The sequence below is a fragment of the Virgibacillus siamensis genome, assembly GCF_900162695.1.
Classification (GTDB): domain Bacteria; phylum Bacillota; class Bacilli; order Bacillales; family Amphibacillaceae; genus Lentibacillus; species Lentibacillus siamensis_A.
On record NZ_FUIH01000007.1, the window covers coordinates 2,637,215 to 2,650,392 of the forward strand.

The 13,178-nt window shown below is 41.8% G+C and carries 10 protein-coding genes; 2 read left to right on the forward strand and 8 right to left on the reverse strand.

Annotation, left to right across the window (positions count from 1 at the left end):
* Nucleotides 1-20: 20 nt before the first annotated feature.
* On the reverse strand, nucleotides 21-1,514 hold the full coding sequence (locus B1K71_RS16540) for an FGGY-family carbohydrate kinase (RefSeq protein ID WP_077328981.1): 1,494 nt from the start codon (nucleotides 1,512-1,514) through the stop codon (nucleotides 21-23).
* Nucleotides 1,514-2,185 carry an aspartate/glutamate racemase family protein gene (locus B1K71_RS16545; RefSeq protein ID WP_077328982.1) on the reverse strand — a complete coding sequence of 224 codons (672 nt, stop codon included), beginning with the start codon at nucleotides 2,183-2,185 and terminating at the stop codon, nucleotides 1,514-1,516. The genes B1K71_RS16540 and B1K71_RS16545 overlap by 1 nt, the downstream gene beginning before the upstream one ends.
* Nucleotides 2,186-2,538: 353 nt before the next feature.
* Here B1K71_RS16545 and B1K71_RS16550 point away from each other — a divergent pair, with 353 nt between their 5' ends.
* Nucleotides 2,539-3,342, forward strand: a complete 804-nt coding sequence (locus B1K71_RS16550; protein WP_077328984.1) for a DeoR/GlpR family DNA-binding transcription regulator — start codon at nucleotides 2,539-2,541, stop codon at nucleotides 3,340-3,342.
* 96 nt (nucleotides 3,343-3,438) lie between these two features.
* On the opposite strand, the gene B1K71_RS16555 is transcribed toward B1K71_RS16550, so the two are convergent.
* Both B1K71_RS16555 and B1K71_RS16560 read right to left on the reverse strand, forming a co-directional pair.
* Entirely contained in the window at nucleotides 3,439-4,509 is a 1,071-nt protein-coding gene (locus B1K71_RS16555) for a Gfo/Idh/MocA family protein (RefSeq protein ID WP_077328986.1), read from the reverse strand.
* Between the two features lie 81 nt (nucleotides 4,510-4,590).
* The gene (locus tag B1K71_RS16560) at nucleotides 4,591-6,765 is read right to left on the reverse strand and encodes a glycoside hydrolase family 3 C-terminal domain-containing protein (RefSeq protein WP_077328988.1); all 2,175 of its coding nucleotides are present in this window, start codon (nucleotides 6,763-6,765) and stop codon (nucleotides 4,591-4,593) included.
* Nucleotides 6,766-6,931: 166 nt separating this feature from the next.
* Here B1K71_RS16560 and B1K71_RS16565 point away from each other — a divergent pair, with 166 nt between their 5' ends.
* On the forward strand, nucleotides 6,932-7,729 hold the full coding sequence (locus tag B1K71_RS16565; RefSeq protein WP_077328989.1) for a helix-turn-helix transcriptional regulator: 798 nt from the start codon (nucleotides 6,932-6,934) through the stop codon (nucleotides 7,727-7,729).
* 861 nt (nucleotides 7,730-8,590) lie between these two features.
* Here B1K71_RS16565 and B1K71_RS16570 read toward each other — a convergent pair.
* The 4 genes from B1K71_RS16570 to B1K71_RS16585 form a co-directional block, all read right to left on the reverse strand.
* Complete coding sequence (locus B1K71_RS16570) at nucleotides 8,591-10,033, reverse strand: aldehyde dehydrogenase family protein (protein WP_077328991.1); 1,443 nt, start codon at nucleotides 10,031-10,033, stop codon at nucleotides 8,591-8,593.
* 84 nt (nucleotides 10,034-10,117) lie between these two features.
* Nucleotides 10,118-10,867 (reverse strand): SDR family NAD(P)-dependent oxidoreductase, encoded by a 750-nt coding sequence (locus B1K71_RS16575; protein WP_077328993.1) that lies wholly within the window; start codon nucleotides 10,865-10,867, stop codon nucleotides 10,118-10,120.
* Nucleotides 10,868-10,885: 18 nt separating this feature from the next.
* Nucleotides 10,886-11,941: a tartrate dehydrogenase gene (locus B1K71_RS16580; RefSeq protein ID WP_077328995.1), complete on the reverse strand. Its 1,056-nt coding sequence runs from the start codon at nucleotides 11,939-11,941 to the stop codon at nucleotides 10,886-10,888.
* On the reverse strand, nucleotides 11,931-13,169 hold the full coding sequence (locus tag B1K71_RS16585; RefSeq protein WP_077330333.1) for a M20 family metallopeptidase: 1,239 nt from the start codon (nucleotides 13,167-13,169) through the stop codon (nucleotides 11,931-11,933). The genes B1K71_RS16580 and B1K71_RS16585 overlap by 11 nt, the downstream gene beginning before the upstream one ends.
* Between the last annotated feature and the right edge of the window lie 9 nt (nucleotides 13,170-13,178).

The following is a 13,178-nucleotide window of genomic DNA, read 5'->3' on the forward strand; positions in this document are numbered from 1 at the left end:
ATTTCATATACATTCTATGCCTACCAATCTTTTCGGAAAAAACCTCTTAAAGGTTTTTGAAGTGGTAAGTACCCTTTTTCAAAAAGCGTATTATATTTCGAATGATTCGCCTCATCCGGGATAAATTCATCCCGATAGTGATTGGCTATACAGCCCGCCATTTCTTCTTCATCTTTATAAACGCCGCATCCAAGACCAGCAATGAATGCTGCACCCGCCAATGTGGATTCTGTGATAGCGGGAATGGCTAACGGACAGTTTGAGACATCTGCTTTAATTTGCATCCAATGGCTGTTTTTAGTCCCGCCGCCAACTACTGCTATCGTGGACATTTTTGCTATTTGCATAGACTCAATAACACGCTTCATATGTTCAAATTCATATGCCGTCCCTTCTAAAACCGCCCGGATTAGATCCCCTTTTTGATGGCTGGATTTAATACCAATAAAAGCTCCTTTTGCCTTAGATTCTGCCTGTGGCGCCCCACTGCCGGCAAGATACGGGTAATACAAAATCCCAGTGGGAACCCCTGGTGTCAGATCTAATAGGGATGCTATTTCCTTGTATGATAATTGCTCATCAGAGAGCTGTTTTCTAATCCATTCTACAGATCCTCCAGACGATTGAATCGCCCCCATCCAAAAGAAACGCCCCGGCAGGACAAAGGAACCGAAGTTGAATCCTGATTGGTAGTCTCTTAGAGTTAAAGCCCTTTCATTAAAAGAACCAACCAACGTTTCTGCGGTACCGATTGAATCTGATACAACACCTGGTTTGGCTGCTCCTGCAGCTAAAGCTCCACAGACATGATCATGTCCTGATACCGCAACCGGTGTTCCTTTTTCCAGTCCAAGCTTCCTGAAATCATCTGAATCAATTACACCGACTGTCGCTCCGGAACATCTTGCCTCGGGGAACAGTGACTCATGAAGTCCAAAATGACGAATCCATGGAATATCCCACTCTTTTTGATCGATTCGGAATGCAAAGGTTCTGGCTGCCAGAGAATAGTCAGTACCCATTTCACCCGTAAGTTTGTATGCAATGAAATCTGATACGGACAACCATTTTGTATGTTGCAGTGCATCAGGGCTTTCCCGCTGCAACCACAACAATTTCGCTAATCCATGCTTGTAATTGTTGTGTAAGCCTGTTTTCTGGAAATGTTCAAATGGATTAAGTTCCTTGCATATCTTATCGGTAACGGACTCTGTTCTCCGGTCAAACCACGGTATAATGTTGGAAACGCAGCTTCCAGCAGTTGAATCAATCAGTAAACCACTCTCTGCCATACTGGTAATTCCTACAGAAGCAACCTTTTCTTCCTGTCCTTCTGTGACCCCCTGTATAGCCTTAGTCACCATAGTCCACACTTTATCAGGATTATAATAAAAATGACCTTTATCATGAAAACTTTGATTCGGATGGATGGCAAGACGAATCAACTTGCCGTCCTCTTTAAAAAGTCCGGCTTTTATATGCGTTGTACCAATATCAATGCCAAGTAAACTCATTACTTAGCAGTTCCTTCCAAGGTTTCCTTCACCCTTTCCACTCCTGATTCCGGACTGGATAAAAATTTATTTTGAAGTTCTTTTGGAAGTGTGGAGACCACTCGAGCCATCGAAGCTTGTGCTAAAACAACTACATCTGCCTCTTCTCCCATTTTAGTTAGAGCTTCTGCTATAATTTGATCGTGATCGTCTTTATCCCCCGCAATTAAACGTTGATATGCTTCCCCGGCTACCTTGGAGAATATCTCTACTTCCCGATTCAGTTCTGCACTTTTTGAATTGAGAAGTGTTATGGTTGGTTTTAAAGTAGTTTCCAGAGTAGCGATTACACCAATTTTTCTGCCACTTTTAATTGCGTTTTCAGCCATGGGTTCATCGATTCGTACAATTGGTACCCCAACCTGTTTTTGCCCCTCGGCAACAACTTCCCCTACGGAAGAACAGGCATTCAATACAATATTCGCTCCCACTTGTTCAGCGAACTTATAATATTGAATCAGGCGATTCTCTACCCGATTAACGTCTCCTCCATTCTGGATAAGTTCAGGCAAGATCGAATCATCTACAAAATTAACAATCTCGCTATTGGGAACGGTTTCATCAATTAATGCTTTTAACGAATCTACCGTCACAGGTGTAGTGTGTACGATAGCAATTTTTTTGTTACGCATAGCACCCTCTCCTTCACTATAGAAAAACGGATATTGGTATTTTGTGGCTTTTCGAACATTTATGTTGTTTTAATTCTAATTATGGATAAAAAATAGTAGTCCGTCAACCTAAATATGAAAACAAATTAAACTTGTTTAATTAATGAAAAGGCAATTTGAATTAGTCATAAACCCACAATAACCCCTCTAAATAATCTTAAATTCGAATGGAAATAATTCAAATGTTTAAGCCGATTTCTATTAAAATTGCTTGCTTTCGTGTATTATAGTGGTGTTAATTGGATTTTTAATTCAAAAATACAACCATCATACAATGAATACATGTAATATAAGGAAAAAGCGGGGTTTTATTCATGATTGCTGCGGAAAGAAGAAACACTATCAAGAACCAACTACTTAAAAATAATAGTGTAAAAGTATCCGATCTTGTAAACCAATTCAATGTTTCTGAAGAGACAATCCGAAGGGATTTAAATCAATTGGAAAAAGAAGGATTCCTTGAGAAAAATTACGGCGGCGCCATTTTAGTCAACAAACAAACACATAACCCAATTGTCCTGCCTCTCCAGGATAGACATCAGCAATTTTTCAAGGAGAAAGAACTAATTGGAAAAAAGGCCGCTGAACTAATCGAAGAAGACCAAACCATCATCCTTGATGCAGGGACAACCACATGGCACGTAACCACGGAATTAGCTGAAAAAGGAAATTTAACGATTATCACCAATGCAATGAACATTGCCGAAAAATGTACAAAGAATGAAATTGCCGACATTTATTTACTTGGTGGAAAATTAAGAAGAAATTCTTTAAGCACCGTAGGACCACAGGCTGAAGCGGAATTAAAAAAGTATAATGCAAATTATGTTTTCTTGGGCACCTCCGGCATTTCGTTCAGGCAAGGATTTACCAGTTCCGATTTATACGAAGCAGAAATGAAAAAGGCAATGGTATCAGCGGGTCATAAAAGAGTTGTGTTAGCTGACCATAGTAAACTACAAAAAGCAGGACTTACCTCATTTTGCACCTTTGAGGATATTGATATATTTATAACTAGTGATCTTGCCGACAAACAAATTCTGGATAATATTGCTAAAGCGGGTGTGGAAGTAATAGTTGTTTCGACAGACGAAGAAAGTTGGAACGAAAGTGAATAACCGAGACTTTAATATTTCTTCCTGTTCGTAAAGGAGGGGTTCTATTCACCATAATAGAACCCCTTCTTTTCTCTACCCTCGTCACTATACTCCAGCCTATTTCACGGTAATCATTCGTTGTCTGCTAGTTGCCGCAACATCATAAATTGTTGTTACACACCGGAAATTAGTCAGCGCTTTCTGATTGACAGTTGCATGAGAATCTTTCCCAGTTACTTTGTTATAAAAATGGACAAGGGGATTGTCAAAAATAGTAAATGGACTTCGAGGCCCAGTCTCCACCTTTTTAACACTTGGTTTACCGTCTTGGTCAAATCGCCAATAAACGGGTTTTTGGGAATCAAATGGCTGCCAGCTTAGTGATCCCTTTGTTCCTTCGATTTCAACCTTGATAATTCCCTCTCCATGCATACAGGATGATCTCTCATATTGTACCCGAATATCCTGCAACTGACTTTTGTAAGATAGTGTCGCACCCACATGTGTTTCCACATTAAATACCCTGTTGTTATGGTCAACTTCAGTGATCGGCTTTGCGGTCCAAGCAGCTTGAACATGGATTGCTTCCGGGCTGAGAATATCATTTAACGTTTCAAAGTCATAAGGCCCCCAGTCCATAAGAATACCACCGCCGCTTTTCGACGCATCAAGAAACCAAGCGCTTTCCGGTTGATACTCAATTCCCGCTCTGCTGCGCTCCACTTTATGGATAAATGAAACATGATAGATTTCTCCAAGCCTTCCGGAATGAATAATTTCCTTCACTTTTTCCATATGTGGCATTCCTTTATAACGTATACTGCAACATCCCAAAAACCGATTGTTTTCTTCCGCAACCTTCGTCATTTCTTCTGCTTCTTTAATATTTAAAGCAAACGGCTTTTCACACAGTACATGACGGCCGTTCTTCAGCGCCATTAAGGTTGGTTCCAAGTGAGCAAACGGCGGAGTAGCCACGACAACGATATCATTCTCCTTTGGCTTTTCTGAATTCAGCATTTGTTTTACATCGTTATAAACCGTTGCTTCCGGAAATTTCTTTTGAAATGTTTCCAGTGCGGAAGGGTCAACATCCGCCACCCTCAGTTGGACGGGTTCCGACAACTTTTCCGCAGCAATAGCATGGGTTTGGGCAATGACACCTGCACCTATTAAATATATTCTCACAATTACACCTCACATATATTAAAGTCATCTACATTTTAAAACTGCTTCTTACGAAAAATTACATAATGCACTCCATATCCATTAATATTCCAGTTCAAGTACCTTTCCCTTGACCTCAAATACATTCTTTACAACATCCGTTCCTGACAATTCTAAACTTCTTTGATCTGGCTGACTTCCTCCGATAAATACTTCGAACTTTCCCGGCTCAAGGACACGTTTTCCATCATCGTTTATGAGTGCCATATCCCTGGGCGTGAGAATCATGGTTACTTCCTTTTCCTCTCCAGCTTTAAGAGACATCTTTTTGAACCCTTTTAACTGCCATTTTGGAATAACTACTGATGATTCCACGTCTTTTACGTACATTTGTATGACTTCCTCTGAATTCTTTGGACCTGTGTTTTTCACATTGACTGTAAACGAAATCGATTCCCCTGATTTAATTTGTGAAGGGCTTTCACCTGAATTCTTATAAGAAAAAGTAGTGTAACTTAACCCATAACCAAATGGATATAAAGCTTCATGCTGCATGTAACGATAGGTCCTGTTTTTCATGGAATAGTCGCTGAAAGCCGGTAATTCTTCTGTACTCTTGTAAAATGTTATTGGAAGCTTTCCGGAGGGACTATACTCACCAAAGAGTAAAGAAGCAATAGCCCTTCCACCCTGAGCGCCTGGATACCAAGCCTGAATGATTGCTGCCACATGCTGATCAGCCCAGTTTAATGCCATTGCACTTCCGGAAAGTTGAACTAAAATGACAGGTTTTCCTGTTGCATAAATCGTTTCCAGTAATTCATGCTGAAGACCCGGCAGTTCCAAATTCTTTTTATCTCCACTGCCAAACGCATTTGATTCGTGCATTTCTTCCCCTTCAATGGTTGCGTCAAGACCTAAACAAACAACAACTATATCGGAATGCTCGGCTGCCGATATTGCTTCAGCAAATCTGTCTTTAGGATGGTCCAAAGCACTCTTTTTCTTGGTATAAAGCTCACATCCTTCAGCGTAATAAACTCTTGCCTTACCTTTTACAGCTTCTCGTATCCCTTCTAAAACGGTTACATATTCAGATGCGGTCCCTTCATAATTTCCTGCCAGTGCCGCTCTGCTGTCTGCATTTGGGCCAATCACAGCAATTTTCTTTATTCCCTCTTTATCCAATGGCAAAGTTTTTTCTTCATTTTTTAGCAGGACCATACTTTTCTTGGATACTTCCAACGCAACCCTATTATGCTCCGGACAGTCATTAACCTCATACGGAATAGATGTATAAGGAACAGTTTCCGGGTCATCAAACATCCCCAGTTTCATGCGGGTCATCATCAGTCTGGTTACAGCTTTGTCTATTGCCGCTTCGGAAATCAGGCCTTCATCATAAGCACTTATCAGATATTTGTACATGGAGCCACAATTGAGGTCACAGCCATTGTTAAGTGCGTAGGCTGCTGATTCCAGTTTCGAATTTGTCACACGATGTCTTTCATGGAAATCTACGACAGCCCAACAATCGGAAACAACGTGCCCTCGAAAACCCCATTCGTTTCTTAAAATCCGTTCCAATAATGTTTCACTGCCGCAACAAGGTTCACCATTCACACGATTGTATGAACCCATAACCGATTCAACCTGCCCATCTATGACACTATCCCGGAAAGCAGGAAGATATGTTTCATATAAATCTTTGTTATTCACCACTGCATTAAATTCATGTCTTGTCTCTTCCGGGCCGCTATGAACCGCATAGTGTTTGGCACAAGCAGCAACTTTCAGATATTTTGGGTCATCCCCTTGCAGACCTTTAATATAAGCAACACCAAGTTTGCCTGTTAAATATGGATCTTCACCATATGTTTCGTGTCCACGCCCCCACCTGGGATCTCTAAAAATATTAATATTAGGTGCCCAGAATGTCAGTCCCTTATATATACCACGATCATTTTTACGAGCAAATTCATGATATTTCGCTCTTCCTTCCGCAGCAATTATTCCTGCTGTCTTGTGAATTAATTGGTCATCAAATGTTGCCGCCATACCAATTGCCTGCGGGAACATCGTAGCTACGCCCGCACGTGCAACACCGTGAATACTTTCATTCCACCAATTATATGTAGGAATTCCCAGTCTTGGAATTGCACAAGACTTGTGAATCATTTGGGAAGCCTTTTCCCTCACAGTCATTTTGGAGACAAGATCATTTGCCCGTTCTTCAAAACTTAGGTTTTCATTTTTATATGCCGGTTGCTGTTCCATTGGGAAAACCTCTTTTCATAAAAATAATTTCCTTTCTTTTAGTTTAAGCAATTGGACTTCTCCTGAACATGAACGATTCTGTTGAAAATATGAACTATATCCTTTCATATACTTGGCTTGTACATTATAATAACCATATACAATTTTGCGAAAATCTGGTGATCACATGAAAAACGAATTAATCCTTTGTGAATACTCGTACCATACCGAAAAGAAACATTTTAACTGGAAAAATGGTCTGGAGAACTATTTAATTCGATTGCAGACAGAAGGGCACTGTTTTGTAAAAATAAATAATAATTCAACGTTTCTTTCACCAGGAGATTTGCTGTTATGCAAGCCAGGGGATTCCTGTGAATTAATTATTGATCCGAATGGATACCAAGAGGACGATTCGGGTATTCATAGCGGTGATTATTTCGTCATTTGCAGAGGGCCATGGATTGATAAATGGTGGGATAGAACCAATCGACCTTCTATTAATCAACTTCACTTTGCCGAGAAGCTCCTCTCTTTGTGGAAAGAAATCATTAAGGAAAAACGTCGTATTTATGATAAGAACGAAGAACTGTTGGATTATCTGCTTCGATCACTTTGTCTGTCAATTGACGGTTCTATAAAGGATTTTAATACAACCCAAACAAGATTGCCGCTTTCTGTAAGAAGTATGAAAAACTACATTGAAGAACATGCGAATCAGCCCTTTAAAGTGCAGGATGTAGCACTTCATGCCGGATTTAGTCCATCACATGCTTCACATCTTTTCAAGGAAAAATTCGGGAAAACAATTATCGGGTACGCAATGGAAATCCGTCTTAATACAGCTGTAAAACTAATAAAATATAGTGACATGTCGTTGGAAAGAATAGCCGAACTTTCCGGTTTTGGCAGCTATACGTATTTTCATAGGGTATTCAAAAAAAGTTATGGCACATCGCCGACTGAGTATTTTTCGGGGGAATAATCGTTGTTTATTTTTAGTCATGTACATTATGAATACAAGCTTAAATAATTTAAATATGTCGTTTCCCAAAATGTTTTAGGTTTTGGGTGGGGACCACTCACTAACCCTCTGGACGCCAAAATCATTTTTTGATTTCTGGTGGCACATTTCTAGTTGCCTTACTGCAGTTTATACGACAAATGGTGAAAGATTTGAACGACAGAAAATGAACCCCCACCCGTGACCAACAAATCACTTAAGGGTGAGGGTTCTTTTCTGCTTACCTAATCAGATAGTCCAGAAGGGTTTCCCCGTCTGAACTTCTTTACCATGCCCCGGGGATGTTCACGCATTCCCGGTTATTTTTATTTAATTAAATTTTACACAGTTTCTCTTATTTTGTCTAACTTTACTCAGTATTTTCCCAATACAAAACATCTTAAACATGTCGCGGCCGGCTACTCCCAAAAAGCTGCCAGTTTCACCAAACCCGCAGCTCTTATCAACGGAGTAACAGGCACCCAAAAGTTATGATTTTATAATATTTTGATTATAAACATCATTTTGTGGTATATTTAAAAAGGAGCGTCCAACTCAGGGGAGGTTTACTTATGTCGTTCAGACATAATAAACGCCACAAGCATTCCAAACGCAAACAACAACGTAAGCACTTGAAAGGTGGACATACGGACACCACCTCTTTCCCGTTGTGACATGACCGTGGCCAATCCAACGAGCGACAGGTGGGCCGCCTCCCCATGAAAAGTTAGTCTATTGATCTTTTTGTTTAATAGGTTACTTGAAACCTAAGTCATCCCCCAACCCCCGAGAGCTGACGAGATATCCTATCCTCCATATTATTACGAACTACCGCCAAATCCCTTAATCATACTTAATAGCAACATTTTTCACCTGCGTATAATTATACAAAGCAATCCATCCCTTTTCCCTGCCGAATCCGCTTTTCTTATATCCGCCAAATGGCATTTGGATCCCGCCGCCGGCACCGTAATTATTAACAAAAACCTGACCGGATTTAATTCGACTTGCTAGCAGATGTGCCTTGCTGATGTCCTGCGTCCAAATCCCTGTAACCAGGCCATACTCTGTACTGTTTGCCAGTTCCAAAGCGTCTTCAACACGATTAAATGAAAACACCGTCAGTACCGGACCAAAAATTTCTTCCTGAGCCAGTTTGCTGTCTGGAGCAACATGATCAATAATCGTTGGTTCCATGTAATAACCATTTTTACCGTTTTCCGGCGCAGCAGATTTTCCGCCTGCCACAATAGTGCCTTCTTCTTCAGCAATGTTTAAATAATGCATGACACGATTGTACTGTTTTTCATTTAAGATTGGACCGATATCCTTATCTTCCAGAGCTGGACCTATTGATAATTGCTTAAATCGGGTCACAAGCTTATCCAGAAATTCGTCCTTAAATGATTCCTCAACCAATAACCTGGACCCGGCAGAACAAGTTTGACCGGAATTTTGAATGATTGCTTTCATCACTCCATTCAAGGCCTTTTCACTGTCACAATCGGCAAAAACTATATTAGGCGACTTCCCCCCTAATTCCAACGTAACTGGGGTAACATTTGACGTGGCACGATTTGCGACAGCAGTTCCTGTCTCAACCGAACCGGTAAATGTCACATGGTCTATCAGTGGATGTGCGGCAAGACTGGCACCTGCTTCCTGACCATACCCTGTAACATGGTTAAAAACCCCTTTTGGAATGGTAATCTGATCAAAGTATTCAGCTATTTTGTTTGCTGTCAATGGTGTGTCTTCCGCGCTTTTTACAACAACGGTATTTCCCATTGCAATCGCTGCGGCAACACTTCTTGATAATATTTGTATGGGATAATTCCATGGAACAATGTGTGCCGTCACGCCGACAGGTTCCCGGACAACGTAGTCAAGAAGACCATCTTCTATTGGGATGGTATCACCCATTACTTTATCCGCAGCCCCGGCGTAAAACTCGAAGTAACGAATGGCCGCATCAATGTCCGCATAACCTTGTGATAACGGCTTGCCGACATCGGTCGACTCTAATTCTGCCAGCTCATCCCTGTTTTCGTTTACCTTCGCAGCAATTTCATGTAATAACCGACCTCTTTCGAATGGTTTGATGTTGCGCCACGCATTGCTTTCAAAGGCATCTTTTGCAGCTTTCACAGCAGAATCGACATCCTTTGGTTGACCGCGTGGTATCCTTGCCAGTTCACTTCCGGTTGAAGGATCTGTTACGGTAATCCACTTTTCATTAGAACTCTTGCACCACTCGCCGTTCACATACATTTCAATTGTTTTCATTCGATATTCCTCCACGAAAATACTGTCATGTTTCATCCCGAGAGACGATTTCCGGTTCCCTCTTTAAACTGGGCTTGTCAACATTCAAACGCTCCTGCCCCCGTCTACATGAAATACACTGCCTGTAACCATGTCAGCGTCATCCGAAAGCAGGAATTTGGCTGACTTTGCAATATCCATTGGGGTGATTAGCTCTCCCATAGGAACGCTTTGTTTAAATACTTGTTCCTTCACTTCATCCACATCTGCACCCTCTCCGGCAAATTGTTCCAGCATGGATGTGTCACACGGGCCCGGGTGCAATACATTTACCCTGATTTTGTCGGAGGCCAATTCCAAAGCCAATGCCTTCGAGAATGATTCAACCGCCCCTTTTGATGCAACATACGATTGTAATCCCGGTCTTGGTCTGGTGGTCGAAACAGAACCGATGTTTACAATCGTTCCTTTACCGTTTCTTTTCAGATAAGGTGTTGCTTCCCGGCAGGTCAAAAATGTCATGGTCATATTTATATCCATAATGCTTTTCCATTTTTCCAAGTTTACTTCTTCAATGGGGGTAGCACTTTGGGCAATACCAGCTGCATTGACAATTCCATCAATTCCGCCAAAGTGGGCTGCGATTTCCGCAAAGACATCGCGCACCTTCTTTTCATCCAATAAATCTCCTTTGATCGCCTTAAATCTATTATTTTCTTTCAAATCAGCTAAATTATCTACATGCAGATCACAGCCGGCTACATTTGCCTGTGCATCCAATAGTTTGGTAACAATCGCTTTTCCCATGCCCCCGGCTGCTCCTGCAACAACAAAGGTTTTGTTTTCGAACGTCATCTTTCATTCGCACCCCCTCTAGTTATAAAGTTTTTTGATTATGGCATCTCCCGCCTGATTGGTTGTTGCTTTTCCACCCAGATCAGGGGTCAGATATTCAGCATCATCCAGCAGTGACTGAATGGCTGTGAGCACGTTATCATGCAGGTCTTTCCTGCCCAAATGCTCCAGCATCAGTGCCAGCGACCATATCTGCGCAATTGGATTGGCAATTCCCTTTCCCGCTATATCAGGGGATGAACCATGCACCGGTTCAAACATCGATGGAAAGTTTTTTTCCGGATTAATGTTCGCTGAAGGTGTAATCCCCAATCCGCCAACAATGGCAGAGCCCAAGTCCGATAAAATATCGCCAAATAAATTAGAAGCGACGACAACCTGAAAATCGTGCGGTCGCTGGACGAAATATGCTGCCAAAGCATCAATATAATTTTTTTCATAGCCAATGTCTTGATGTTGTTCCGCTACTTCCTCTACTACTTTATCCCAGAACGTCATGACGTGGGTAATCGCATTCGATTTGGTTGCATTCGTTACTTTGTTATACCCATGTTCACGTGCATACCGGAACGCAAAATCGGCTATCTGGTTGACTCCTTGTCTGGTCATTACCGTGTTTTGAATGGCAAGTTCCCGCTGTTCTTGATGAAACATGGACCCGCCGGCATCAGAATACTCCCCCTCCAAGTTTTCACGAATAATCGTAAAATCAATATCCGCCTCTGTACGTACCAGACTATTGATTCCGTTTAACAGTTTAATAGGCCGCAAGTTAACGTACTGCTGAAAATTTTTCCTGATGGGCATAATTAATTCCCAAACAGAGATATGATCCGGCACCCGTTTATCACCAATCGCACCAAACAAAATAGCATCATAACCTTTCAGTCTGTCCAGCCCATCGTGCGGCATCATCCGGTTATGCTGCAAATAATACGCCGAGTTCCAATCAAAAACATCATAGTTTATATCAATTGTCTCATGACTGTTTATGGCCTCCAGAACCTTAATTGCCTCATCCATAACTTCCTTGCCTATCCCATCACCGGGAATAACAGCTATTTTATGATTCATTTCCGTTACCTTCCTGATTCAAAAATTTTAGTGCAGCAGTGCGATATAGTTTTGTTGTAGTGCCCAGTTCTTCAACTTCGACATATTCATTGATCTGATGGGGAATGTCCCTATCTCCTGCACCCGTTGTAACAATCGGCACCCCATGTACATGCAAAAACGTGCCATCTGTTGCACCAGGAACACCATTGTATACCGGCTGTTTGTCCAAGACCTCTCTAGCTGCATCATAAACAGCCTTTACGACTGGATCATCTTTTGCTGTTTCAGTCGCTGGTCTGTCTTCAATCACGTCATATTCGACCTGAAAATCTTTATCTTCCGCTTTTAACTTGGCAAAAATGTTCTCGATTTTACGGATAAGATCCTGATGATCTTGGTTTGGTACCGTACGAATGTCCAATGTGGTCATACACCTTTCCGGAATGACATTAATTTGGGCATCCCCGCTTACAGGCGATTGTAATATTGTCGGTGTAATGCTCGGCCACTTTAAATAGGGGTGCTCACCATGGATTTCCTGCTCGCTCTTTTCCAGTTCTTCCAATGCGGTGATGATTTTTGCCATCCGCCAATTGGGATTAATCCCGCTCCAGGAAATAGCACCATGGGCCATTTTCCCGATAACGGTTATTTTTATCCTCAAAGCCCCTCTTTGTGCAACACAAACCTGATTTTCCTCCGGTTCGCAAATGATTGCCCCATCAACATCATCAGCCCAGCCGCGTTCGATAAAGTGTTTAATGCCAAGCATCAAACTTTCTTCATCCACTGGAATGCACAGGATTATTTTCCCGGTAAATAATTCTTTATCCTCCAAAATAGATTGAACAGCAGTAATCATGCAAGACAGGTTTCCCTTTGTATCATTCGTCCCCCTGCCATACATTTTTCCATCGATAATGTCAGCACCAAAAGGATCATGTGTCCAACTGGCCGGATCACCTTCTGTAACAACATCCGTGTGTCCTTCAAACAGGAGTGTCTTGCCGGGTTTTCCCGAATCAATCACTCCAATTACGTTCGGCCTGCCAGGTGCAACCTCCTCCACATGCACCTCTATTCCTTCAATGTTCCGCAAATAATCTGCCACAAAATTAGCCGCTTTTTCCTCGTTGCCGCCGGGTTCATCCGGCCGGTATACGCTGGGGATCCGAACCAGCTGTTGGGTCAGTTTTACCGCCCTTTCATAATCCCGTTTAACACGATCAACCTTGGTAGTACGCATATACATGTC